The 23,035-nt window shown below is 73.3% G+C and carries 23 protein-coding genes; 12 read left to right on the top strand and 11 right to left on the bottom strand.

The window, feature by feature from the left end:
* Positions 1-54 precede the first annotated feature (54 nt).
* Positions 55-594: a flavoprotein gene (locus ACZ64A_RS18575; protein ID WP_469811443.1), complete on the bottom strand. Its 540-nt coding sequence runs from the start codon at positions 592-594 to the stop codon at positions 55-57.
* A 151-nt stretch (positions 595-745) separates the two neighbouring features.
* A complete protein-coding gene (locus tag ACZ64A_RS18570) occupies positions 746-1,522 on the bottom strand; it encodes an MBL fold metallo-hydrolase (RefSeq protein WP_469811441.1) in 777 nt (258 codons plus the stop codon).
* A gap of 93 nt (positions 1,523-1,615) precedes the next feature.
* Here ACZ64A_RS18570 and ACZ64A_RS18565 point away from each other — a divergent pair, with 93 nt between their 5' ends.
* Entirely contained in the window at positions 1,616-2,236 is a 621-nt protein-coding gene (locus ACZ64A_RS18565; RefSeq protein ID WP_469811440.1) for a CGNR zinc finger domain-containing protein, read from the top strand.
* Between the two features lie 67 nt (positions 2,237-2,303).
* Here ACZ64A_RS18565 and ACZ64A_RS18560 read toward each other — a convergent pair whose 3' ends face one another.
* From ACZ64A_RS18560 to ACZ64A_RS18545, 4 genes are all read right to left on the bottom strand, one after another.
* The gene (locus ACZ64A_RS18560) at positions 2,304-3,749 is read right to left on the bottom strand and encodes a sensor histidine kinase (RefSeq protein WP_469811439.1); all 1,446 of its coding nucleotides are present in this window, start codon (positions 3,747-3,749) and stop codon (positions 2,304-2,306) included.
* Position 3,750: 1 nt separating this feature from the next.
* Positions 3,751-4,467, bottom strand: a complete 717-nt coding sequence (locus ACZ64A_RS18555; protein WP_469811437.1) for a response regulator transcription factor — start codon at positions 4,465-4,467, stop codon at positions 3,751-3,753.
* 580 nt (positions 4,468-5,047) lie between these two features.
* The gene (locus tag ACZ64A_RS18550) at positions 5,048-5,656 is read right to left on the bottom strand and encodes an FMN reductase (protein ID WP_469811436.1); all 609 of its coding nucleotides are present in this window, start codon (positions 5,654-5,656) and stop codon (positions 5,048-5,050) included.
* Positions 5,653-6,765 carry an LLM class flavin-dependent oxidoreductase gene (locus ACZ64A_RS18545; RefSeq protein ID WP_469811435.1) on the bottom strand — a complete coding sequence of 371 codons (1,113 nt, stop codon included), beginning with the start codon at positions 6,763-6,765 and terminating at the stop codon, positions 5,653-5,655. Before ACZ64A_RS18545 ends, ACZ64A_RS18550 begins: the two co-directional genes overlap by 4 nt.
* Positions 6,766-6,916: 151 nt before the next feature.
* Here ACZ64A_RS18545 and ACZ64A_RS18540 point away from each other — a divergent pair, with 151 nt between their 5' ends.
* Complete coding sequence (locus tag ACZ64A_RS18540; protein ID WP_469811434.1) at positions 6,917-8,464, top strand: MFS transporter; 1,548 nt, start codon at positions 6,917-6,919, stop codon at positions 8,462-8,464.
* Between the two features lie 90 nt (positions 8,465-8,554).
* Here ACZ64A_RS18540 and ACZ64A_RS18535 read toward each other — a convergent pair whose 3' ends face one another.
* Entirely contained in the window at positions 8,555-9,439 is an 885-nt protein-coding gene (locus tag ACZ64A_RS18535) for an NADP-dependent oxidoreductase (RefSeq protein WP_469811433.1), read from the bottom strand.
* 124 nt (positions 9,440-9,563) lie between these two features.
* On the opposite strand from ACZ64A_RS18535, the gene ACZ64A_RS18530 reads away from it, so the two are divergent.
* From ACZ64A_RS18530 to ACZ64A_RS18520, 3 genes are all read left to right on the top strand, one after another.
* Positions 9,564-10,010 (top strand): winged helix-turn-helix transcriptional regulator, encoded by a 447-nt coding sequence (locus ACZ64A_RS18530; RefSeq protein WP_469811432.1) that lies wholly within the window; start codon positions 9,564-9,566, stop codon positions 10,008-10,010.
* 142 nt (positions 10,011-10,152) lie between these two features.
* Positions 10,153-11,274 carry a hypothetical protein gene (locus tag ACZ64A_RS18525; RefSeq protein WP_469811431.1) on the top strand — a complete coding sequence of 374 codons (1,122 nt, stop codon included), beginning with the start codon at positions 10,153-10,155 and terminating at the stop codon, positions 11,272-11,274.
* A gap of 79 nt (positions 11,275-11,353) precedes the next feature.
* Positions 11,354-12,067 carry a class F sortase gene (locus ACZ64A_RS18520; RefSeq protein ID WP_469811430.1) on the top strand — a complete coding sequence of 238 codons (714 nt, stop codon included), beginning with the start codon at positions 11,354-11,356 and terminating at the stop codon, positions 12,065-12,067.
* Positions 12,068-12,118: 51 nt separating this feature from the next.
* Here ACZ64A_RS18520 and ACZ64A_RS18515 read toward each other — a convergent pair whose 3' ends face one another.
* Entirely contained in the window at positions 12,119-12,592 is a 474-nt protein-coding gene (locus tag ACZ64A_RS18515) for a MarR family winged helix-turn-helix transcriptional regulator (protein WP_469811429.1), read from the bottom strand.
* 90 nt (positions 12,593-12,682) lie between these two features.
* Positions 12,683-13,252 carry a hypothetical protein gene (locus ACZ64A_RS18510; protein WP_469811428.1) on the bottom strand — a complete coding sequence of 190 codons (570 nt, stop codon included), beginning with the start codon at positions 13,250-13,252 and terminating at the stop codon, positions 12,683-12,685.
* Positions 13,253-13,542: 290 nt separating this feature from the next.
* On the opposite strand from ACZ64A_RS18510, the gene ACZ64A_RS18505 reads away from it, so the two are divergent.
* The 4 genes from ACZ64A_RS18505 to ACZ64A_RS18490 all read left to right on the top strand — a co-directional run bounded on the left by ACZ64A_RS18505 (position 13,543) and on the right by ACZ64A_RS18490 (position 16,173).
* Positions 13,543-13,881, top strand: coding sequence for a YnfA family protein (locus ACZ64A_RS18505; protein WP_469811426.1), 339 nt, complete (start codon positions 13,543-13,545; stop codon positions 13,879-13,881).
* Between the two features lie 74 nt (positions 13,882-13,955).
* Positions 13,956-14,732 (top strand): SDR family NAD(P)-dependent oxidoreductase, encoded by a 777-nt coding sequence (locus ACZ64A_RS18500; protein ID WP_469811425.1) that lies wholly within the window; start codon positions 13,956-13,958, stop codon positions 14,730-14,732.
* Positions 14,732-14,887 (top strand): hypothetical protein, encoded by a 156-nt coding sequence (locus tag ACZ64A_RS18495; RefSeq protein ID WP_469811424.1) that lies wholly within the window; start codon positions 14,732-14,734, stop codon positions 14,885-14,887. The genes ACZ64A_RS18500 and ACZ64A_RS18495 overlap by 1 nt, the downstream gene beginning before the upstream one ends.
* Before the next feature lie 14 nt (positions 14,888-14,901).
* Positions 14,902-16,173 carry a GNAT family N-acetyltransferase gene (locus ACZ64A_RS18490; RefSeq protein WP_469811423.1) on the top strand — a complete coding sequence of 424 codons (1,272 nt, stop codon included), beginning with the start codon at positions 14,902-14,904 and terminating at the stop codon, positions 16,171-16,173.
* On the opposite strand, the gene ACZ64A_RS18485 is transcribed toward ACZ64A_RS18490, so the two are convergent.
* Positions 16,163-17,356, bottom strand: coding sequence for an RtcB family protein (locus tag ACZ64A_RS18485; RefSeq protein ID WP_469811422.1), 1,194 nt, complete (start codon positions 17,354-17,356; stop codon positions 16,163-16,165). The genes ACZ64A_RS18490 and ACZ64A_RS18485 overlap by 11 nt on opposite strands.
* A 202-nt stretch (positions 17,357-17,558) precedes the next feature.
* Here ACZ64A_RS18485 and ACZ64A_RS18480 point away from each other — a divergent pair, with 202 nt between their 5' ends.
* The 3 genes from ACZ64A_RS18480 to ACZ64A_RS18470 all read left to right on the top strand — a co-directional run bounded on the left by ACZ64A_RS18480 (position 17,559) and on the right by ACZ64A_RS18470 (position 21,036).
* Positions 17,559-18,434, top strand: a complete 876-nt coding sequence (locus ACZ64A_RS18480) for a DUF3558 domain-containing protein (protein WP_469811421.1) — start codon at positions 17,559-17,561, stop codon at positions 18,432-18,434.
* A gap of 118 nt (positions 18,435-18,552) precedes the next feature.
* Positions 18,553-19,485: a DUF3558 family protein gene (locus tag ACZ64A_RS18475; RefSeq protein ID WP_469811420.1), complete on the top strand. Its 933-nt coding sequence runs from the start codon at positions 18,553-18,555 to the stop codon at positions 19,483-19,485.
* Between the two features lie 222 nt (positions 19,486-19,707).
* On the top strand, positions 19,708-21,036 hold the full coding sequence (locus ACZ64A_RS18470; RefSeq protein WP_469811419.1) for a DUF2637 domain-containing protein: 1,329 nt from the start codon (positions 19,708-19,710) through the stop codon (positions 21,034-21,036).
* Between the two features lie 72 nt (positions 21,037-21,108).
* On the opposite strand, the gene lysS is transcribed toward ACZ64A_RS18470, so the two are convergent.
* On the bottom strand, positions 21,109-22,863 hold the full coding sequence (gene lysS / locus ACZ64A_RS18465) for a lysine--tRNA ligase (RefSeq protein WP_469811418.1): 1,755 nt from the start codon (positions 22,861-22,863) through the stop codon (positions 21,109-21,111).
* Between the last annotated feature and the right edge of the window lie 172 nt (positions 22,864-23,035).

Raw genomic sequence — 23,035 nt, 5'->3', positions numbered from 1 at the left:
GGCCCTCCCCGGGCCGGCCCCCTCCCCGACGCCGACGCCGGACGGCTGCCGCCGTCACGTGCGCCCGGGCTCCAGCAGGTCCAGCGCCTCCTCCCAGCGGAAGGAGAACGCGTCCCGCCCGGCCTCCGTCCCCCGGTACGGCTCCGCGCCGCCGATCCGGACGCCCATCTCGCGTAGCCGTTCCAGGCTCTGCCGGTACGCGGGATGGGCGGCCTGGGCCGCGTTCAGGCAGGGCAGGGCGGCGATGGGTACGCCCATGCCGTACGCCTCGCACAGGATGCCCAGGGCGAGGGTGTCGGAGATGCCCGCGGCCCACTTGTTGATCGTGTTGAAGGTGGCCGGGGCGACGGCGATCGCGTCCGCCGGCGGCAGCGGGCGCGGGTCACCCGGGCGCCGCCAGGCGGAACGGATCGGGTGACCTGTCTGCGCCTCGACCGCCGCGGCGTCGATGAAGCCGAGGCCCTGCGGGGTGGCGACGACGCCGACCTCCCAGCCCTGCCCCTGCGCGGCCGAGATCAGCTTGCCGACGTCACCGGCGACCCCGGCCGCACAGACGACGACGTAGAGGAACGGCTGTTTGCGAGGCGTGGTCACGCGGGCTCCCCCGGGGGTCGGCTGACGTGGTGCGGTTCCGGCAGCGTACGGGGAACGGCCGGCACCGGGACACGGCGGGCTCCGGGGGCACGGCCCCGGCGGGGCGAGCGGTGCCGACCCGAGCGCACAGCCCCGGGGAGCGGGGCCGGCGTCAGTCCTCGGTGAGCCGGTCGCCGAGCCCGGCCTCGGCGAAGGCCTTGACCACGTGCTCGCGGCCCTCCGTGAAGTGGGCCCAGCTGTCGCAGTGGACGGGCACCACATGACGGGCGCCGAGCAGCCCGGCGGCCTCGGCGGCGCCGGCACCGTCCAGGACGAGCAGCGCGTCGTCGAAGATGCCGGTGCGGGGCGCTCCGGCGAACAGCACCGCGGTGTCGACGGGGCCGAACCGGTCGGCGATCTCCCGGACCGCGTCCAGGGAGGCGTTGTCGCCGCTGACGTACACCGTGGGCAGCCCCTCGCCGGTCAGGACGAAGCCGGTGACCTGGCCGGCGACGGGCTCGACCTGCTCCTTGGTGCCGGGGCCGTGCACGGCGGGGACGCCGGTGACCGTCACCGTGCCGCCGCCGGGCCGGTCCAGCTCGACCGACTCCCAGTCCGCGAGCCCCCTGGCCCCGGCGCCGATCCGCCGCGCCCCACCGGTCGTGGTCAGCGTGAGCGGCACATCGGCGAGCAGGGCGCGGCCGGAGTGGTCGAGGTTGTCGGGATGCTCGTCGTGCGAGAGCAGCACGACGTCGACGCGGCCCAGCGCTGCCGGGGTGGTGCGGGAGGGGGCGAGCTTGGTCAGGGTGCGGCCGCCGCCGATCGGGTAGACGCCGGGCTCGTCGAAGGTGGGGTCGGTGAGGAAGCGCAGGCCGCCGTACTCGAAGAGGGCGGTGGGACCGCCGTAGCGGTGGACGGGGAGCTCGGGCGAGGAGACGGAAGCGGACACGGAGCAGCACCTCACAGAAGAGTCTCACGGATGACCAAGCGGCTATCCGTGAGAGACGGTAGCTGTTTCTCACGGATGCACGCAAGCCGTACCATGAGATACATGACGGAGACCGCGCTCGCCGAACCCCTGGAACCGGCCGCTCCGCCCGCGCCGGGCGCCGAGCAGTACCTGTCGCTCGACCTCGCCAACAGCGCGATGGCCCTGCCCGGCGGGCAGACCGTCGACCTGCTCATCGGCCCGGCGGACGCCAACCACTGGCTGGCCGAACGCGGCCTCGCCCCGGCCGACGCCGGTCTGCGGGAGGTGTGCGCGGCGCAACTGCGCTCGCTGCGGGAGCAGATCCGCGCGCTGATCGCCTCCCGCGTCGAGGGACAGCCCGCCCCGGCCGGCGCCCTGGCGACGGTCAACGAGGCGATGACCAAGGCCCCGGCCACCGCGCTGCTGCACTGGGACACCACGCGCGGCTTGCACCGGGCCGCCGCCCACCCCACCACCCAGATCCTCGAACACGCCCTGGCGACGCTCGCCGCCGACGCCGCCGACCTGCTGACCGGCCCCGACGCCGACCGCCTCACCGCCTGCGGCTCACCCCCGTGCACCCGTTACCTGCTGCGGCACGGCCGCCGCCAGTGGTGCTCCACGCGCTGCGGCGACCGCGCCCGCGCGGCCCGCGCCTACGCCCGCCGCACGGGCCGGGAACCCCAGGACTGACGCTCTCTGTTCGGGGGGAAGCCGTCCGCGGCGAACCTGCTCGACGTGCTCGGGACCCGTCGCGGGCTCAGCCCGCCTCGTTCTCCCGCCGGGACGGCGCCCCCGCGACCGTGAAGCCGATCACCGAGCCGCCGCCCTCGCGGTGCTGCGCGAACGGCGCTCCGCCGTGGGCCAGGGCCACCTCGCGCACGATGGACAGGCCGAGGCCGGAGCCGGGCAGGGAGCGCGCGTCGGCGGCGCGGTAGAAGCGGTCGAAGACGCGCAGCAGATCGCTGTCGGTGATGCCGGGCCCGCGGTCCAGGACCTCGACACGCACCGTGCCGGGGCGGGCCGGACCGGCCACGTTGATCTCGATCGGCGCAGTACCGTCGCGGTCGAACTTGGTCGCGTTCTCCACCAGGTTCGACACCGCCCGCTGGAGCATGCCCGGCCGGCCGTACGTCGTCGTGTCGCCGCTCGCGCGCAGCACGATCTCGCGGCCGCTGCGGCGGCGGGCGAGGCCCGCGACGTCCTCGGCGAGGTCGGCGAGGTCCACCCGCTGCGGCGGCTCGCTGTCGGACTGCCCGGCGGCGAGGTCGACCAGCTCGTTGACCAGGTCGGTCAGCTCGCGGGCCTCCTGGCCGAGGTCGGCGACCAGGTCCTCGCGGGAGCCGGGCGGCAGTTCGTCGATCCGTTTCAGCAGCGAGATGTTGGTCCGCAGCGAGGTCAGCGGGGTGCGCAGCTCGTGCCCCGCGTCCTGGACCAGGCGCCGCTGGTCCTCCTCGGACTGGGCGAGCCGGCCCAGCATCCGGTCGAAGGCGCGCCCCAGGCGCCCCACCTCGTCGTAGCCGGTGACGGGCACCTGGATGCCGAGCCGGCGGGTGCGGGCGACGTCCTCGGCGGCGGCGGTCAGGACGATGAGCCGGCGGGTGATGCGCCGGGCCAGCCACCAGCCGAACAGACCGGCCGCGACCACGACCGCCGCCATCAGGATCAGCGTGCGCTGCTGGAGCGCCCGCAGCAGGTCCTCGGTGTCGCTGAACTCCTGCGCGACCTGCACCGCGCCGCGCTTCCCGCCCAGCGAGACCGTGGCGACGCGGTACACGTCGCTGCCGACGTCGACCTCCTTGTGCAGCACCATGCGCCCGGCGCTGCCCGCGGCCGCTATCGTCCGGTCGGCCTCGCTGACCGGCAGGGCGGGGCTGCCGCTGTCGGAGACCGCGCCGTCGGCGCCGAGCACCTGCACATTGGTGCGGGCCGGGCGGACGACGTCGTGACCGGGCGCGGAGGAGGAGAAGTCCTCCGGGGACATCCGGTGCTGGCGCACCTCGCTGCGCACGTCCTGCACGACCTCGTCGAACACCGTCTGCTGGTCGAAGCGCACCAGCCGGGCCGCCGCGTTGTACGACAGGATGCCGACCAGGACGGTGACGGCGGCGGTGACGGCCGCGAACGACACCGCGAACGTCGTCCGCAGCGACACCAGCCCGGGCCGCCGCCCGGACACCAGGCGGCGCAGGCGCCCGCGCCCCATGTCAGTCCTCCCGCAGCACGTAACCCACGCCGCGCACCGTGTGGATCAGCTGCGGGGCGCCGGGCTCGTCGAGCTTGCGGCGCAGGTAACCGACGTACACGGCGAGGTTCTTGGAGCCGGGGCCGAAGTCGTAGCCCCAGATCCGGTCGTAGATCGTGGAGTGGTCGAGGACGATGCCCGCGTTGCGCACGAGCAGTTCCAGCAGCTCGAACTCGGTGCGGGTGAGTTCCAGCTCGCGTCCGCCGCGCCAGGCCCGGCGGGCCTGGGGGTCCATGCGGATGCCGGCGGCCTCGATGTGCCGCTCGGGCATCTGCGGCTCGTCACGGGTCACCGTGGGGGCGGGGGCTTCGGGGGTGGTGCGGCGCAGCAGGGCGCGCAGCCGGGCGAACACCTCGTCGACGTCGAACGGCTTGACGACGTAGTCGTCGGCACCGGCGTCGAGCCCGGCGATCCGGTCGGCGGTCTCCACCAGCGCGGTCAGCATGAGGATGGGCGTACGGTCGCCCTCGGCGCGCAGCACGCGGCAGACCTGCAGTCCGTCGATGCCGGGCATCATCACGTCCAGGACGAGCACGTCCGGCGGCGACTTGTGGGCCTGCGCGAGCGCCTCCACGCCGTCGGCGACCGCCGTCACCTGGTAGCCCTCCAGGGTGAGGGCGCGTTCCAGGGCGTGGCGGATGGCTCGGTCGTCTTCGGCGAGGAGAACTGTCTGGGGCACCCGACCAGTCTGCCAAGCCCTGGGACGCCCCGGCCGGGCGAGCGGTGCGACGATCACCCTTCTTACTCGGATCTCACCGTCCGCAAGCCGCTGTCCGGGGGCTTTCCCGGTCCGCGCCGACCGGGTGGGACGTGCAGGTCGGAGGGCGGGCGCCTCCGCCGGGCCGCCGGTGCAGGTCGGGAGGCGGGCGCCCCCGCCGGGATCGCCGGGATCAAGGCCGGGCTCTCTGCACCCGTTCCGCCCGAGCCGGGGCCGAGGGGGCCGGCGAGAAGCGGCCCCTTGGGGCGAGGCCCCGGACCCGATCGGCCCTCCGTCGCGGCGGGGCCGACCGGGCGGGCGGGTGACCCCCGCCGCTCAGCCCTCCGTCGCGGCGGGGCCGCCGGGCAGCGGCGCGTGGCCCGCCCAGGCGGCCCGGGCGTCGTGGCGAGGCCGACCGGGCAGGGGGCGCGTGGCCCCCCATCCGCTCAGCCCTCCGTCCGCGGCGGGGCCGGCCCGGACACGGGCGCGTGGCCCCCGCCCGGGTCGGCTCGGCCCTCGCGGCGCGGCCGGCCGGGCAGGGCTCCCCGGCGGAGCCCTCCGCTCAGCCCGTCGGGCGCAGTGCGGTCAGTTGTTCTTCGAAGGGGATGACGTCGAAGGCGTCCCGCTGGGCCGGCGGCCGGGCCGTGGAGAGGCCGGCCATGAGCGCGGCCAGCTCGCCCGCGGCGCGTTCGATCCGCTCCGGCAGGCCCTCCGCGCCCCAGTCCTCGGAGGCGGCGTAGACCCCGGTCGGGACGACGACGGCCCGCAGATAGGCGAACAGCGGCCGCAGGGCGTGGTCCAGCACCAGGGAGTGCCGCGCGGTGCCACCGGTCGCGGCGATCAGCACCGGCTTGCCCGCGAGCGCGTCCTGGTCGTGCGCGCCGAGCGCGTCGAAGAACGACTTGAACAGTCCGCTGTAGGAGGCGGAGAACACGGGCGTGACGACGATCAGCCCGTCCGCCGCGCGCACCGCGTCGAACGCGTCGGACAGCTCCCCGCCCGGGAAGCCGCTGGTGAAGGTGTGCGCGATCGCCACGGCGAGGTCGCGCAGCTCGATCACCCGCACCTCTGCCGCCCCGGTGCGCTCGGCGGTGGCGGCGGCCAGCCGGTCGCCGAGCAGCCGGGTGGAGGAGGGCACACTCAGGCCCGCGGAGACGACGACGAGCTTCATACGGCGGCCTCCTCGGCGTTCGTGGCGGCGGTTTCCCTGCGGGCGGTCGCGAGCAGCGAGGCGTGGGTCGGCGCCTCCGGCACGCCGGCCGGGCGGCCCACGGCGAACTCCTTGCGCAGCACTGGCACGACCTCCTCGCCGAGCAGGTCGATCTGCTCCAGCACGGTCTTCAGCGGCAGCCCGGCGTGGTCCATCAGGAACAGCTGGCGCTGGTAGTCGCCGGCGTACTCGCGGAAGGACAGCGTCTTGTCGATGACCTGCTGCGGGGAGCCGACGGTCAGCGGGGTCTCCCGGGTGAACTCCTCCAGGGAGGGCCCGTGGCCGTACACCGGCGCGTTGTCGAAGTAGGGCCGGAACTCGCGCACCGCGTCCTGGGAGTTCTTGCGCATGAACACCTGCCCGCCGAGGCCGACGATGGCCTGCTCGGGCGTGCCGTGGCCGTAGTGGGCGTACCGGTTGCGGTACAGCTCGATCATCCGCTTGGTGTGGTCGGCCGGCCAGAAGATGTTGTTGTGGAAGAACCCGTCGCCGTAGTACGCGGCCTGCTCGGCGATCTCCGGGGAGCGGATGGAGCCGTGCCAGACGAAGGGCGGTACGTCGTCCAGCGGGCGCGGGGTGGAGGTGAAGCCCTGCAGCGGGGTGCGGAACTTGCCTTCCCAGTTCACCACGTCCTCGCGCCACAGGCGGTGCAGCAGGGCGTAGTTCTCGATGGCGAGGTTGATGCCCTGCCGGATGTCCTTGCCGAACCAGGGGTAGACCGGCCCGGTGTTGCCGCGGCCCATCATCAGGTCCATGCGCCCGTCGGCCAGGTGCTGGAGCATCGCGAAGTCCTCGGCGATCTTCACCGGGTCGTTGGTGGTGATCAGCGTCGTGGACGTGGAGAGGATCAGCCGCTCGGTCTGGGCGGCGATGTAACCGAGCATCGTCGTCGGCGACGAGGGCACGAACGGCGGGTTGTGGTGCTCCCCGGTGGCGAACACGTCGAGCCCGGCCTCCTCGGCCTTCAGCGCGATCGCGACCATGGCCTTGATGCGCTCGCGTTCGGTCGGCGTCCGGCCGGTGGTGGGGTCCGGCGTGACGTCGCCCACGCTGAAGATACCGAACTGCATGGTCGCTCACCCTCCAAATAGTTGATTGTTGAACTATACCGCCCAACGGCGACCCGGGCTCTCGTATTCCGCCCCCAGTGACCCCACCTCCTGCAGACGGACACCCGATATCCCCTTGACGCCGCGCACCGCCCCCTCCATATTTATCTGCGTGACGCAGACATTGCATGACGCAGATTCTAACTCCGGCTCAGGCGCAGGCTCCCGCTCCGGCCCGAGCACAGGCTCCAACTCCGGCCCGGACACAGCCTCCGGCCCCCGCTCCGACCCGCACTCCGGCCCCGGCTCGGGCGGCGCGCACCCCAACAGTCCGCCCCTCCCCGCCCGCGCCCGCTGGGCCGTCCTCGGTGTGGTGCTCGCCGCCGACGTCCTCGACCTGCTCGACGCGACCATCACCAACATCGCCGCCCCGACCATCACCGCCGACCTCGGCGGCGGGGCCGCACTCGTGAAGTGGCTCGGCGCCGCCTACGCCCTCGCGCTCGGCGTGCTGCTCGTGCCCGGCGGCCGGCTCGGCGACCGGTACGGCCGCCGCCGGACCTTCCTCATCGGCCTCACCGGGTTCGTCCTCGCCTCCCTGGCCTGCGGACTCGCCCCCACGCCGGCCCCCCTCGTCGCCGCCCGGCTCGTTCAGGGCGCCTTCGGGGCCCTGCTCATCCCGCAGGGCTTCGGCATCCTCGGCGCCACCTGGCCACGCGAAGAGATCGGCAAGGCGTTCAGCCTGTTCGGGCCGGTGATGGGCCTGTCCGCCGTCGGCGGCCCGGTCCTCGCCGCGTTCCTCGTCGACGCCGACGTCGCCGGCCTCGGCTGGCGCCCCATGTTCCTGATCAACCTGGTCCTCGGCGGCGCCGCCCTGCTCGCCGCCCACCGGCTGCTCCCCCGCGACCGCGGCACCCCCGGCACCGTCGTCGACACCCCGGGCGCCCTCCTGCTCGCCGGTGCGATGCTCGGCCTGCTCGGCGGCCTGATCGACGGCTCCGACCACGGCTGGGGCGCCCGGCCGCTCCTCGCCCTGCTCGCGGGCCTCGCCCTGTTCGCCGGGTTCGCCCGCCGCCAGACCACCGCGCCCGATCCGCTGATCCGCCCGAGCCTGCTGCGCCACCGCGGGTTCACCTCGGGCCTGCTGCTCGGTGTCGTCGCCTTCGCCGCCGTCGCCGGACTGCTCTACGGCGTCTCCCTTTACCTCCAGCGCGGCCTCGGCCGCACACCCACCGGCACCGCGCTCGCCCTGATCCCGCTGTGCGCCGGGATCGTCGTCGCCTCGATCGCCTGCCACCGCTTCCTGGCCACCCACGGCCGCCGGCTCGTCCTCACCGGACTGGTGCTGCTCCTCGCCGGCTGCGGCTGGCTGCTGGCCCTCGTCTCCCAGGGCGGCCCTGGCAGTTGGGCCCTGACGCCACCCCTGCTGCTCGTCGGCCTCGGCATGGGCACCTGCTTCGGCACGGTCTACGACGTCACCATCGGCGACATCGCCCCCGACGAGGCGGGCAGCGCGAGCGGCTCGCTCAACGCCGTGCAGCAGCTCGCCAACGCTCTCGGCGCCGCGGCCGTGACGACGGTGTACTTCGCCGCCGTGCCCGACGGTGGTGAGGGCCACGCGATGACCGTCACCCTCACCGTGGTCGCCGTCTCCGTCGCCGCCTGCCTGCCCCTCGTACGCCTCCTGCCGCGCACGGCACCCGCGGACCACGGACACTGAGCCAGGCCCCCGCACGCCGCCCACGGGGCACTGGCCCCGAGCCCGGACCCCCGCCGGCGCCCATGGGGCCACGGCCACCGAGTCCCACCGCTACGGCACCAGCACCAGGCGCCCGCGTACGCCGCCCTGCGCGAGGCGGGCGTGGGCCTTGGCCGCGTCGTCCAGCGCGAACGTCTCGGCCACCCGCAGGGTCAGCACCCCCTCGTCCACCAGCCGTACCAGCTCCGCCAGCCGCGCCCCGTCGGCGCTCACCTCGACCGCCGCGGTGCGCACCCCGCGCACGGAGGCGGGCTGGGCCTGCGGAATCACCCCGGTGTACGCGCCGCCGTCCCGCACCCAGGCCAGTGCCGTCTCACCGAGGACCGCCGCGTCCAGCACCGCGTCGAAGGCCCCCGCCTCCGGCGCGGTGACATGCGTGGCGCCCAGCGAGCGCACCAGCTCCGCGTCGCCCTCCCGGGCCAGCCCGGTCACGGTCACGCCCCGGTGCGCGGCGAGCTGCACGGCGTACCCGCCGACCGCCCCGGCGGCACCCGTCACCAGCAGCGTCCGCCCGGGCGCCAACTCCAGGCTGTCGAGGGCCTGCACGGCGGTCAGCGCGTTCAGCGGCAGCGTCGCCGCGTGCACCGCGTCGACCGTGGCCGGCGCCTTGGCCACCGCGTCGGTGTCGACGACGACGTACTCGGCGTGCGCCCCGAGCGGCGCGACCATGCCGTAGTCCAGCGCCACGACCTCGTCGCCGACGTTCCAGGCCGTGGCGACACCGGTCGCGTCGACCGTCCCGGCGACGTCCCAGCCCAGCCCGATCTGCTTGCCGGCACCACCGAAGGCCCCGGCGCGCACCCCCGCGTCCACAGGGTTCAGCGCGCTGGCGGCCACCCTGATCCGCACCTGCCGCGCGCCCGGCTCCGGCAGCCCGGTCTCCACGACCTCCACGGCCTCGGGTCCGCCGAAGGTCCTCACCACTGCAGCACGCATGTCAACTCTCCTCGTCACACCGGCACTTGCCGTGCTTCCCTTGCGATGTGGACAACCGTAAAGAGAGCTACTATCCAAGAGGAAGTAGTTACCTGAAGGTGCCTATGACACCGCGAGGAGAGCCATGGCGACGACCACCGCGGCCCAGCGCCGCGAACAGGCCCGCATCGAGTACGACGCCTTCCTGCGCGAATGCCCCACCAACCAGCTGCTCGGCCGGCTCAGCGACAAGTGGGTCAGCCTCGTCGTCGCCGCCCTGTCCGCCGGGCCCATGCGCTACAGCGACCTCAGCCGCAAGATCGCCGGTGTGAGCCCCAAGATGCTCACCCAGACCGTGCGCGCCCTGGAACGCGACGGCATCGTCACCCGTGCCGTCACCCCGTCGGTCCCGGTCCGCGTCGACTACGCGCTCACCCCGCTCGGCGACAGCCTCGCCCGCCTGCTGACGGCCGTGAAGGACTGGGCGGAGACCCACTTCGACGAGGTCCACACGGCCCGCGAACGCTACGACGCCGAGAACGGCGGAACAGCCGGAGAAATGAGGCCCCTGCGCCCTGTTACCCGGCGGTGACGATTCCCGTATCGATCAAGGTCATGTGATCAGCAGACTTGAGGCATCGCACAGCGCAGGGCCGAACCAGGGGGCCGGACGGAGAACCGCGCGGGGCGATCTCCTTGTCTTCACCGCTCTTGCCGTCCCTGGGGGGATCACCATGTCTGCTGTGTTCTCGCGCCACCGCGTCGTACTCCGCGCCGCCGTCGCCACCGCCGCGCTCGCCGGCGCGCTGCTCACGCCGGCCGCCGCCTTCGCCGCCGACGGCCAGGGCGACACCGGCACCCACTGCACCGCGACGCAGACCGTCCCCTCCGTCTTCGGCGGCGGCTGGACGGTGGACCTCACCAACAGCCTCTCGGCGGGCCCGAAGGCCGTCCTCAAGGACGACAAGGGCAAGACGGTGGCCGGCGTGGACCGGGCCCACCCGCTGGACCTCGCCAACGGTCTGCAGATCAAGAACGCGGACACCGTCAGCCCGCTCTTCCTCTCCCGCACCCAGGGCGGTGACACCCCCTGGCGCGAGACGCCCTTCCCGGCACTGCCGCAGGACTGCGCGAAGCCGGGCACGGGCACGGGGACCGGCACGGGGACCGGCACGGGCACAGGCTCCGGGACGGGCACGGGGACCGGCACGGGCACGGGCACGGGCACGGGGACCGGCACGGGCACGGGGACCGGCACGGGCACGGGCTCCGGCACGGTCACCGTGATCGGCAAGTGCACGGTGCTGCAGACCATCCCCTCCAGCTTCGGCGGCTGGACGGTCGACCTGACCAACAGTCTCCGCAAGGGCCCCAAGGCCGTGCTGAAGGACGAGAAGGGCAAGGCGGTGGCCACCGTGGACCGCGACCACCCCGAGGACCTCGCCGACGGCCTGAAGATCAAGAACGCCGACAGCACCGCCCCGCTCTTCCTCGACCGCAACCAGGGCGGCGACTTCCCCTGGCGCGTCACGCCCTTCCCGAAGCTCCCCAAGGGCTGCGTGAACACCGGCACGGACAAGGGCACGGGCTCGGGCTCGGAGAAGGGCACGGACAAGGGCGCCGGCACCGGCACCTCCCAGCACACCGGCACCGGCACCGGCACCGCCACCGGCACCACTGGCGGCACGACCAGGACCACCCAGACCAAGGTCGTCCCGGCCGGCGGCGTGGCCGCGGGCGCCGAGGGCACCGGCGGCGAGCAGAACACCGCGCTGCTGGCGGGCGGCGCCGCCGTGGCCGCGGCCGGCGTGATCGGCCTCGGTTACGTGGTGCGCCGTCGCCGCGCGGGCGTCTGATCCCCCGTCACCACCCGGTCCAGGGCGGGCCGCCGGTCCTCACCGGCGGCCCGCCTTCCGCGTACACCCGAGGAACCAGATGAACGCGCCCTCCGCCCCGGACGAACCGTCCGCAGCACACCGCCGCCGCCTGCGCCGGATCACGGCCGCGGCGGCGGCCGCGCTCGCCGTCGGCGGCTGGATGACCCTCACAGCCCTGCACGCCGACGGCACCGCACCGGCGGCCGCACACGGCCCGGCCGCGAACATCACCGCCTCCGCCTTGCCGCCGGCCGCGACCGCCCCGGCCACACCCACCCCGGCCGCGTCCACGCCCCCGCCGGCACCGCTGGCCGCCGCCGAGCCCGTGCGGGTCCGCATCCCGGCCGCCGGCGTCGACACCGGACCCGTCCTCGAACTCGGCCTGGCCGCCGACGGAACCGTCCAGGTGCCGTCCGTGGCCCAGGCGGACCGCATCGGCTGGTACCGGGAGGGCGTCACCCCCGGCCAGACGGGACCGGCCGTCCTGATCGGCCACTTCGACACCGTCAAGGGCCCCGCGGTCCTGCGGAACGTGGCACGCGTCAAGGCCGGCGACACCATCACCGTGGACCGCGCCGACGGCTCCACCGCCGTCTTCGCCGTACGCGCTCTGCAACAGGTGGACAAGAAACACTTCCCCACCCAGCGGGTGTACGGCGACACCGCCCGCCCCGAACTGCGCGTCATCACCTGCGGCGGCGACCTGCGCGCCGGCCACCGCCCGGACAACATCATCCTGTACGCCGACCTGGTGCGGACCTCCGCCGGCTGAACCGCCCGGCGACCGGACCCAACGGCGTCGGGACGATCCGCGCGACAGGCCCTACACGTCCCCCGCCCGCAACCGCGCGACCTGCTCGGCGCCGAACCGCGTCGTACGGCGCATGTGGTCGACGATGACGCCGAGCTGGGACTCGTCCAGGTCGTCGAAGAGGGCGTACCAGCCGCCGCCGAGCCGGTCCCACATGCGGCCGAACTCGGCGATGCGCTCCGGCACGGTCACCACCAGCACCTTGCGCCGGTCCGTCGCGTCCCGCTCCCGGCGCACATAACCGGCCTTCTCCAGCCGGTCCACCAGTCGCGTCGCCGATCCGGTCGTCAGCCCCGTCAGCTCCGCGACCCGGCCGGTGGTCACGGGCTCCTCCTCCAGCGTGAGGAGGTTCAGGCACTGCACGTCCGTGGGATGCAGCCGCAGATGATCGGCCACGGCCTGGTTGAACAACGCGTACGACGCCATGTACCGCCGGGACACGCCCGACAGCTCCTCCAGCAGCCGCGCCCGCCCGTCCCGCGTCATCCGCCGCACCCCTTCGCTTGCGTGATGCAGAAAGCGTACGACGCAGCGACGGCCGGCGGACCCGGCCGGAGCCGTCAGAAGCCGGAGCCGTCAGAAGGGGTACGCGTCCCCGGTGTCCAGCACGAGCACCTGGTAGCGGTCGTTGGCCCGGTTGTGGTCGGGGACGCCTCCGCGCCACATCGTGCCCAGCTCCAGCCGGACCTCCGCCGGCCGGCCGCGCAGCCGCAGATCGAGGTCGATCCGCTCGCCCACCTCGCCCTCGGCCAGCGGGCCCGTACGGCACACCACCTCGCGCTCGCCGGTGCGCACGCAGCCGCCAGGCAGCCGCTGCCCGCTCTCGGCGAGCGGCACCGACCAGCGCAGCCGCAGCGCGGCCTCCGGCACCGCCGCCGGGCCGTGGTTGCGCGGGGTCAGCTCGACCCGGACCCGGCCCCCGCTGAGCACCACCGACCCGTGATACGCGAGGTCCGCCTCCGGCACCACCCGCCCGGCCCCGGCCACCCCGCTCCCGCCCTGCGCCCCCGGCCCCGCGGCAGCAGCACCCGCCGGCCCGCCCTGCGCCCCGGTCACCGCGACGGCGGCACCCGCCGGCCCGCCCACGGCGAGCACACCGAGCGCCGCCAGTGCCGCACCCGCACCCCACTTCGCCAGCACACGCACGCCACCCACTCCTCACCCGGCCGTCCGGCACATCGCTGCCATGTATCCCCCACGCCCCCCGCCCCAGGCGCCGCCCAGCGGGTGACACCACCCCACGACCGGCCACACGACCCGCGTCGCGCACATCGCGCAGCTCCACCCCGGCCGCCGCCCGCCCCCGTGGCCTGCGCCGGTTCCCGCCGGCCCCGCCGCCCCCGCTGACTCCACAGGAGGGCCCCCCGGCACCGCCGGGCGCCTCCTGCCTGCTGGTCCCGGCCGCCCGCGCAAGGGCCGTGTGCCAAGCTGCGCGCATGCTCATCCTCCGGTCCGCCGCCCTCTTCGTCCTCGCCGCGATCCTGGAGATCGGCGGCGCCTGGCTGGTCTGGCAGGGCGTGCGCGAGCACCGCGGCTGGCTGTGGGCCGCCGGCGGCATCCTCGCGCTCGGCGCGTACGGGTTCGTCGCCACCTTCCAGCCCGACGCCCACTTCGGCCGCGTCCTCGCCGCCTACGGCGGGATCTTCGTCGCCGGCTCCCTGCTGTGGGGCGCCGTCGCGGACGGCTACCGGCCCGACCGCTGGGACGTGGCCGGCGCCCTGGTCTGCCTGGCCGGCATGGCGCTGATCATGTGGGCGCCCCGGGGCAACGGCTGACCGGCCCCGCCCGCACGCCGGCGCAGCCGCCTATCCTGGGCCGGACCAGCGCACCGACGTCCGAGGAGCAGCCCATGGCCACCGCCGCACCGTCCGCCGCCGCCCGCATCGCCGTCGTCACCGGGGCGAGCAGCGGCATCGGCGCCGCCACGGCCCGCCGGCTGGCCGCCGCCGGCTACCGCGTCGTGCTCACCGCCCGCCGCAAGGACCGCATCGAGGCGATCGCCGAGGAGATCAACACCGCCGGGCACTCCGCGACGGCGTACCCGCTGGACGTCACCGACCGCGCCGCCGTCGACGAGTTCGCGACCGCGTTCAAGACCATCGGCGTGCTGGTGAACAACGCCGGCGGCGCCCTCGGCGCCGACCCGGTCGCCACCGGCGACCCGGACGACTGGCGCACGATGTACGAGACGAACGTCATCGGCACCCTCAACCTCACCCAGGCCCTGCTGCCCAAGCTGGAGGCGAGCGGCGACGGCACGATCGTCGTCGTGTCCTCGACGGCCGGCTTCGGCACCTACGAGGGCGGCGGCGGCTACGTCGCCGCCAAGCACGGCGAGCACGTCCTCGCCGAGACGCTGCGCCTGGAGATCGTCGGCAAGCCGGTCCGCGTCATCGAGATCGCCCCCGGCATGGTCAAGACCGACGAGTTCGCCCTCACCCGCTTCGGCGGCGACCGGGAGCGGGCGGAGAAGGTCTACGAGGGCGTCGCCGAACCGCTGACCGCCGACGACGTCGCCGAGACCATCACCTGGACCGTCACCCGCCCCAGCCACGTCAACATCGACCTGCTGGTGGTCCGTCCGCGCGCCCAGGCGTCGAACACCAAGGTGCACCGGGAACGCTGATGGCCGAAGAGGAGAGGGAGCTGTCGCCGGAACAGCGCCGGCTGGCCCAGGAGACGAAGGACGAACGCCAGGTGTGGATCTTCCTGGCGTACTTCCTCTTCGGCATCCACATCGTGGCGTTCGTCATGATCTACGCCGTCCGGCACGCCAAGTAGGGCTGAATAGGCGGGTGGACCGACACATACCTTTCGACGCCCTGCGCAACTTCCGTGATCTCGGCGGCTATCCGACCGCGGACGGCACCCACCGCGTCCGCCCCGGCCGTCTCTACCGCTCCGACTCCCTCGGCAAGCTCGCCGAGGGCACGGCGGACTGGGACCGCTTCCTCTCCCTCGGCGTCGGCACGGTCATCGACCTTCGCTACCCCTGGGAGATCGAGCGCACCGGCCGCGTCCCCGAGCACCCCTCCCTCGCCTACCACAACCTGAGCATCGAGCACCGCCCCTACGACCAGGCCGCCTTGACGCCCGACATCGACCCGGGCCCCTATCTGGCCGAACGGTTCATGGAGGTGGCGGAGGACGGCGTCAAGGAGATCCGCGCGGCCCTGGAGACCATCGCGGAATCAGCCCGGCGCGACACCCCCGTCGTCTTCCACTGTGCCTCCGGCAAGGACCGCACCGGTGAGATCGCCGCCCTCGTCCTCGCCCTCCTCGGCATCGACGAAGACACGATCACCGAGGACTTCAGCCTCACCGAACTGGCCACCGAGGCCCTGCTCGCCGACTGGCGCACCCGCAACGACGGCGCCTCCCCCGTCTGGCCCGGCTACGGCCGCGCCCCCGCCGCGATCATGCGCCTGTTCCTGGCGGCCCTGAAGGAGCGTCACGGCAGCGTCGAGGCGTACGTCACCCGGTCCCTCGGCATGGACGCCGCGACCCTGTCGGCCACCCTGCGCGAGGCCCTCCTGGAACCCCGCCCCACGACCTGGCCGCCCCTGACCTTCCGCAAGGCCACCGAGGCGGACGCTCCCGCCCTGGTCCGCCTGCGCGACACCGCGGCCCTGTGGCAGCTGGCCCGCGGCATCGACCAGTGGAAGCCGGGCGAGAAGGACGAGGCCCACTTCGTCCACCGCATGCACGAGGGCGAGGTCTGGCTCGCGTACGCCGGCACCGCTCTCGTCGGCGCCTGGGAACTCTGGTGGGCCGACGAGGCGGCCTGGGGCCCCCGCCCCGCCGACGCCGGCTACATCCACCGGCTGATGACCACCCCGCACACGGCCCCACCCGGCACGGGCCGGGCGATGCTGGCCCAGGCGGAGTCCCGCATCACGGCCACCGGCCGCCCCCACGCCCGCCTGGACTGCCTCTCCACCAACCCCCGCCTGCGCACCTACTACGAGTCGGCCGGCTACCGAGTCACAGGCGAACAACCGGCCAAGACGGACGGCGCCGGCAGCCCGTACGCGGTGACCCTGATGGAGAAGCGGCTCAGCCCTTGACGCAGACGACCTGCTTCAGCTTCGCCACGACCTCCACCAGGTCGCGCTGCTGGTCGATGACCTGGTCGATCGGCTTGTAGGCGCCCGGGATCTCGTCGACGACGCCGGAGTCCTTGCGGCACTCCACGCCCTGGGTCTGCTCCTCGAGGTCCTGGGTCGTGAAGCGCCGCTTGGCCGCGTTGCGGCTCATCCGGCGGCCCGCGCCGTGCGAGGCGGAGTTGAAGGACATCTCGTTGCCGAGGCCCTTCACGATGTACGAGCCGGTACCCATGGAGCCGGGGATGATCCCGTAGTCGCCGGAGCCGGCCCGGATCGCGCCCTTGCGGGTCACGAGCAGGTCCATGCCGTCGTAGCGCTCGCGGCTGACGTAGTTGTGGTGGCAGCTCACCTCGCGCTCGAAGGTCACCTTGGCCTTCTTGAACTCCTTGCGGATCACGTCCTTGAGGAGCGCCATCATGATCGACCTGTTGTACTTGGCGTACTCCTGCGCCCAGTAGAGGTCGTGCTCGTACGCCGCCATCTGCGGCGTGTCCGCGACGAAGACCGCCAGGTCGCGGTCGACCAGGTTCTGGTTGTGCGGGAGCTTCTGGGCCACGCCGATGTGGTGCTCGGCGAGTTCCTTGCCGATGTTGCGGGAGCCGGAGTGCAGCATCAGCCAGACGGAACCGGTCGTATCGGTGCAAACTTCAACGAAGTGGTTGCCCGACCCGAGCGTTCCCATCTGCTTCGTGGCGCGTTCCTCGCGGAACTTGACCGCGTCGGCGACACCCCCGAAGCGACCCCAGAAGTCGTCCCAGCCCGCGGTCGCCAGGCCGTGGAAACGGCCCGGGTCGACGGGGTCGTCGTGCATCCCGCGGCCCACCGGGATGGCCTGTTCGATCTTCGAGCGCAGGCGGGACAGGTCGCCCGGCAGGTCGTTCGCCGTCAGTGACGTCCTCACCGCCGACATCCCGCAGCCGATGTCCACCCCGACCGCCGCCGGGCACACCGCGCCCTGCATCGCGATCACCGAGCCGACCGTCGCGCCCTTGCCGTAATGGACGTCGGGCATGACGGCCAGGCCCTTGATCCAGGGCAGGGTCGCCACGTTGCGCAGCTGCTGCAGTGCCACGTCCTCGACCGTCGCCGGATCCGTCCACATACGGATCGGCACCTTGGCGCCCGGCATCTCCACGTACGACATCTCGACTTCCTCATTCCCCCGGAAAACAGAACAAAAGACCTGTATCGCAAAAACCGGAGCCAAGGTCGATGAAAGAGACAACGGACCGGCATCCACGGTCGTGCGTGCGATACACATGGTGCACAGGGGGCGCCCCCGTGCGGCAAGCGAATAACCAGCGCGGACACCGGCCCCCCGCGCACCGTCGAGAGGAGCCCCACCCGTGCAGCGCAAGGCGTACGTACCCGGCACCGTCGCCCTTCTCGCGGCGCTGCTGGCCGCCTGCACCGGCGGCTCCGACGGGGGCGGCCGAACCGACAACTCCAACCCCGGCGCGCCCGGCACGGCGACCGCGGCCGCCGAGCCCGGCAAGTACCGCACGCTGCCTCAGCCGTGCGGCGTGGTCGGCCACGACACCCTCGACGCGCTGCTGCCCGGCATCCGGGAGATCACCGACGAGGAGCAGCGGCAGAAGGCCTACGCGGGCGAGGCGGAGCTGACGTACAGCACCGACCGCAAGGTGGGGTGCCGTTGGAAGGTGGAGTCCGCGGCCGCCACCGACCATCTGTCGGTGGACTTCGAGCGGGTCGTCTCCTACGACAGTGCCGTCAGCGACGACGCCCAGGCCGAGCAGCTCTTCGCGCGCCTGCAGACCGCGGCCGGTCTGCCGGCGCCGAGCACCTCGGCCACGGCGGACTTCGACACGGCGAGCCCGTCCGGGACTCCGTCCACGACAGCGCCCTCCACCGCGCCGTCCGCCTCGCCCTCCACCGCGCCCTCGGCCCCGCCGTCCGGGGCGCCGTCCGGGTCCGCCTCCGGCTCCGTCTCCCCCTCGCCGTCGGCCTCCTCCACGACCGAGCTGCAGCCCCGCACCCTGGACGACGTCGGCGACCAGGCGTTCCTCGACGACCAACTGGGCGGCCCCGGTTCGACGGCCAAGCAGCGCACGGTGACTGTGGCGTTCCGCACGTCGAACGTCATCGTGACCATCCGGTACGAGGAGCAGCCGACGTCCGTCACGGCGGTCCCGGACAGCAAGGAAATGCAGGACAGGGCCCGGAAACTGGCGGCGCAGCTGGACGATTCGCTGTCCGGCTGACCCGTCCGGCGCTCCCCGCAGCCGGTGTCCGGGGGACGGACGGAGCACGGCCGCGTGGCGTCGGCACCGCGTACCGTGGCCCCTCGGACCCGTTCCGACCGCAGGAACCACGAGCCACATGAGTGAAGGAACCATGCAGCGACGAGCCCAGCGTGACGACCAGCCCGAGATGCGTACGAAGCGCCCGCAGAGCGCAGCGCGGCTGAGCCGCGTCCTTGTCTGCGCGGCCGCCGTCCCCGTGATGCTGGTGGCCGCCGGTTGCTCCTCCTCGGACTCCGGCTCCGGCTCCGGTGACCAGGCCAAGCCCGGTTCCGGGGCGAGCGCGAGCAGCTCGTCGTCGTCGGCGAGCGCGTCGCCGACCGTGCAGGCGGCGGCGTACGCCAAGCTGCCGCAGGCGTGCGGGGTGCTGTCGCAGAAGACGCTGGAGGACCTGGTGCCCAAGGGCACCAAGGGCAAGGACGGCAGCTCCAGCGACTCCGCCACGCGGGCCAGTTGCTCCTGGAACAGCCTGGACAACAAGGGCGTGAAGGGCTCGCAGTTCCGCTGGCTGAACGTCTCCCTGCTGCGTTTCGAGTCGGACGTCTCGCGCGGTTCGGGCAACGAGCAGGCCCATGCGTACTTCGTGAAGCAGGTGCAGGAGGCGAAGTCGACCACGGGTGCGAAGAACACCGCGGCGCAGCCGGTCGCCGGGACGGGCGACGAGGCGACGACGGTGCGCTACGACCTGAAGAAGAAGGAGGGCGACTTCAAGCAGCAGACGGTCGTCGCCCGGGTCGAGAACGTCGTCGTCACGCTGGACTACAACGGCGCCGGTCTCGCCGGTGACAAGGCGCCCGACGCCGGTGAGCTGACGAAGGCCGCTGAGCAGGCGGTGAAGGAGGCGGTGGCCTCGGTGTCGGCGGCGAACGGCGACGGCGCCGGCACGAGCGGTGGTACCGGCGGCGGGAAGGCCCCCGCCTCCCCGTCGGCCTCCGCGTCGAAGCCCGCCTCCCCGTCCGCTTCCGCGTCGAAGCCCGCTTCCCCGTCCGCGTCGGCGGCGAAGAAGAGCTGACGGCCGGGAAGTCACGACGGCCGGACAGGGCTGACGACCGGGGAGGGCTGACGGCCGGAAAAGACTGGCGCTCCGCTACGGCGTCAACAGGCCCCGGTCTGGGCGTGTTTGCCGGAACCCGGCCCTCCGCGGGGCCGGGTTCCCGCCGTACCGGCGCCACGTCCGCCGTACACATGTGCCACCCTGTTGCGCGCAACAGCAGGCAAGGGGAGGGGAGTACGCGTGGCCGCGCCACCGCAGCTGACTCGGATGCACCGGATTCTGATCGGTGTGGTCGTGTCCGGCGCCCTGATCATCGCGGGAATCGGCTTCGCCGGTTCCTACGCCGCCGTGCGGGAACTGGCGATCAAGAAGGGCTTCGGCAACTTCTCCTACGTCTTCCCGATCGGCATCGACGCCGGCATCTGCGTCCTGCTCGCGCTGGACCTGCTGCTGACCTGGATCCGCATCCCCTTCCCGCTGCTGCGCCAGACCGCCTGGCTGCTCACCGCCGCCACCATCGCCTTCAACGGCGCCGCCGCCTGGCCCGACCCCCTCGGCGTCGGCATGCACGCCGTCATCCCCATCCTGTTCGTCGTCTCCGTCGAGGCCGCCCGGCACGCCATCGGCCGCATCGCCGACATCACCGCCGACCGCCACATGGAGGGCGTCCGGCTCATGCGCTGGGTCCTCTCCCCGCTGCCCACCTTCCTGTTGTGGCGCCGCATGAAACTGTGGGAACTGCGCTCCTACGAACAGGTCATCAAGCTCGAACAGGAACGCCTCGTCTACCAGGCCCGGCTGCGCTCCCGCTTCGGCCGCGCCTGGCGCCGCAAGGCCCCCGTCGAATCCCTCATGCCGCTGCGCCTCGCCCGCTACGGCGTCCCCCTCTCCGAGACCGCACCCGCCGGCCTCGCCGCAGCCGGCATCGAGCCGGCGCTGATACCGGCGGCCCCGAAGCCGGCCCTGGACGCGGCGCCCGCGGCCGGGCCGTCGTCCTCCGCCGAGGTGGCCGCGCGCGGTCGTACCGCCGGGGCGGCTCCCCTCCCGCAGCAGTCGGCGCCGCGCGCCGAGCAGCGCCCCGAGCCGGCCGGCGACGACGCCGGGCAGCAGGCCGGCGAGGCCGTTCCCGACGAGAGCCCGTGGTTCCACAACCCCCGCGAGGTCGAGTACCACGGCGGCTACGACCCCCACTACGACCCGGCCGAGCAGTACGCCCAGTGGTACGCCGAGCAGCAGGAAGCCGACCAGTACCGGGACCAGTACCAGGAGGAGCCGCCCGCCGACGAGCCCTCCCCGGAGGAGACCGGCAGCTTCCCCATCCCGGTCGGCCCGAACCGTACCCGCGAACTGGGCGACGGCGGCGGCGTCCCCGAGCCGGAGCCGACGGAGGAGGACTTCTACCTGGTCTTCCGCAAGTCGATCGACGGCAGCTACCCGACCCCCGCCCAGTTCCGGGAGGACGTGGAGGCGACGTTCGGCAGGACGCTGCCCAAGGGCGAGGCCGAGCGGATGGTGCAGCGCTTCGCCGCCCGCCACACGGCGGAGCTCCAGGAGGAGCACATCGCGTAAGGGCAGGAACGGGAGAGGGGCCCTCCGCCGTGGAGGGCCCCTCTCCCGTTCGTCCGTACCCTTCGGGGCTGGTTACGCGCCGAGCAGCCGCCGCACCCGCTCCTGCCCCACCGCGAGCAGCAGGGTGGGCAGCCGCGGACCCGTGTCACGGCCGACGAGCAGGTGGTAGAGCAGCGCGAAGAACGACCGCTGGGCGGTCTTGATCTCCGGCGGCAGCTCCTTGGGCGTGGCGTCCGCGGAGAACCCGGCCTGGACCTTGGGCACGCCGTAGACGAGGTGGGTGAGCCCGTCGAGCGACCAGTGCTCGGCGAGCCCGTCGAGCAGCAGCCGCAGCGACTCGCGGCCGGCCTCGTCCAGCGACTTCAGCAGCTCGGCGTCGGGCTCCTCGCGGACGATGGTGCGCTGGTCGGCGGGGACGTGGGTGTTGATCCACGCCTCGGCCTTGTCGTACCGGGGCCGGGCCTCGTCCAGGGAGGCCAGCGGCTGCTCCGGGTCCAGCTCGCTGAGGATGCGCAGCGCCTGGTCCTCGTGGCCGGCGGTGATGTCGGCGACGGAGGCCAGCGTGCGGTACGGCAGCGGGCGGGCCGTCTTCGGCAGCTCACCGGCGGCGGTGCGCACGGCGCGGGAGTGCGCGGCGACGTCGGCGGGGAGGGCCGAGCCGTCGGCGACCTTGGCGTCGAGGCGGTCCCACTCGTCGTAGAGCCGCTGGATCTCCTGGTCGAAGGCGATTTTGAAGGACTGGTTGGGCTTGCGGCGGGCGTACAGCCAGCGCAGCAGCTGCGGCTCCATGATCTTCAGCGCGTCCGCCGGGGTGGGCACGCCACCGCGCGAGGACGACATCTTCGCCATGCCGGAGATGCCGACGAAGGCGTACATGGGGCCGATGGGCTGCTTGCCGCCGAAGATCCCGACGATCTGGCCGCCGACCTGGAACGACGAGCCCGGCGAGGAGTGGTCGACGCCGCTCGGCTCGAAGATCACGCCCTCGTAGGCCCAGCGCATCGGCCAGTCGACCTTCCAGACCAGCTTGCCGCGGTTGAACTCGCCGAGCCGGACGGTCTCCGAGAAGCCGCACGCCGTGCAGGAGTACGTCAGCTCGGTGGAGTCGTCGTCGTAGGCGGTGACGGTGGTGAGGTCCTTCTCGCAGTTGCCGCAGTACGGCTTGTACGGGAAGTACCCGGCGGAGCCGGACGAGCCGTCGTCCTCCTCGGCGGCGCCGGAGCCCTCGGCGGCCTCCAGCTCGGCCTCGTCGACCGGCTTCTGCTTGGCCTGCTGCTTCTTCTGCTCGGCCGGCTTGGCCTTGGTGCGGTACTGGGCGAGGACGGCGTCGATGTCCTGCCGGTGCTTCATGGCGTGCAGGATCTGCTCGCGGTACACCCCGGAGGTGTACTGCTCGGTCTGGCTGATCCCGTCGAACTCGACGCCGAGCTGGGCGAGCGAGTCGACCATGGCCGCCTTGAAGTGCTCGGCCCAGTTCGGGTGGGGCGAGCCCTTCGGGGCGGGCACGGAGGTCAGCGGCTTGCCGATGTGCTCGGCCCACGACTCGTCGATCCCGTCGATGCCGGCCGGCACCTTGCGGTAGCGGTCGTAGTCGTCCCAGGAGATCAGGTGGCGCACCTGGTACCCGCGGCGGCGGATCTCGTCGGCGACCAGGTGCGGGGTCATGACCTCGCGCAGGTTGCCCAGGTGGATGGGGCCGGAGGGAGAGAGTCCGGAGGCGACGACGACCGGTTTGCCCGGGGCCCGACGCTCCGACTCCTCGATGACCTCATCCGCGAAACGGGAGACCCAGTCGGTGGTCTCGGCGCTCTGAGCCACGATCGGCACGTCCTCTTTTTCTGGAGTTCTCAGACTTCTCTGAAGTTCTCGAAACGGAGTTCTCAGCCGGCGGCCGGGACGGTGCCACGGCCGCGCGCCCCCATTGTCCCAGGCCCGGACCCCACGCGGAAAACGACTTCCCCGATCCTTGGCACAACCGTTCCCCGCACCGGTTGGTCCA

It is taken from the genome of Streptomyces sp. NPDC104814 (assembly GCF_055583185.1).
This window is presented reverse-complemented; position numbering and strand designations above follow the sequence as displayed.

What these genes read in the sequence shown, in the direction of transcription:
- ACZ64A_RS18560 (WP_469811439.1), bottom strand. Translation starts at nt 3,749, where the DNA reads ATGGGGCGCGGGCGCCTGCGCCGCCTGGTGTCCGGGCGGCGGCCCGGG.
- ACZ64A_RS18500 (WP_469811425.1), top strand. Translation starts at nt 13,956, where the DNA reads ATGGCCACCGCCGCACCGTCCGCCGCCGCCCGCATCGCCGTCGTCACC.
- ACZ64A_RS18475 (WP_469811420.1), top strand. Translation starts at nt 18,553, where the DNA reads ATGAGTGAAGGAACCATGCAGCGACGAGCCCAGCGTGACGACCAGCCC.
- ACZ64A_RS18530 (WP_469811432.1), top strand. Translation starts at nt 9,564, where the DNA reads ATGGCGACGACCACCGCGGCCCAGCGCCGCGAACAGGCCCGCATCGAG.
- ACZ64A_RS18505 (WP_469811426.1), top strand. Translation starts at nt 13,543, where the DNA reads ATGCTCATCCTCCGGTCCGCCGCCCTCTTCGTCCTCGCCGCGATCCTG.
- ACZ64A_RS18525 (WP_469811431.1), top strand. Translation starts at nt 10,153, where the DNA reads ATGTCTGCTGTGTTCTCGCGCCACCGCGTCGTACTCCGCGCCGCCGTC.
- ACZ64A_RS18520 (WP_469811430.1), top strand. Translation starts at nt 11,354, where the DNA reads ATGAACGCGCCCTCCGCCCCGGACGAACCGTCCGCAGCACACCGCCGC.
- ACZ64A_RS18535 (WP_469811433.1), bottom strand. Translation starts at nt 9,439, where the DNA reads ATGCGTGCTGCAGTGGTGAGGACCTTCGGCGGACCCGAGGCCGTGGAG.
- ACZ64A_RS18495 (WP_469811424.1), top strand. Translation starts at nt 14,732, where the DNA reads ATGGCCGAAGAGGAGAGGGAGCTGTCGCCGGAACAGCGCCGGCTGGCC.
- ACZ64A_RS18545 (WP_469811435.1), bottom strand. Translation starts at nt 6,765, where the DNA reads ATGCAGTTCGGTATCTTCAGCGTGGGCGACGTCACGCCGGACCCCACC.
- ACZ64A_RS18550 (WP_469811436.1), bottom strand. Translation starts at nt 5,656, where the DNA reads ATGAAGCTCGTCGTCGTCTCCGCGGGCCTGAGTGTGCCCTCCTCCACC.
- ACZ64A_RS18515 (WP_469811429.1), bottom strand. Translation starts at nt 12,592, where the DNA reads ATGACGCGGGACGGGCGGGCGCGGCTGCTGGAGGAGCTGTCGGGCGTG.
- ACZ64A_RS18565 (WP_469811440.1), top strand. Translation starts at nt 1,616, where the DNA reads ATGAGATACATGACGGAGACCGCGCTCGCCGAACCCCTGGAACCGGCC.
- ACZ64A_RS18485 (WP_469811422.1), bottom strand. Translation starts at nt 17,356, where the DNA reads ATGTCGTACGTGGAGATGCCGGGCGCCAAGGTGCCGATCCGTATGTGG.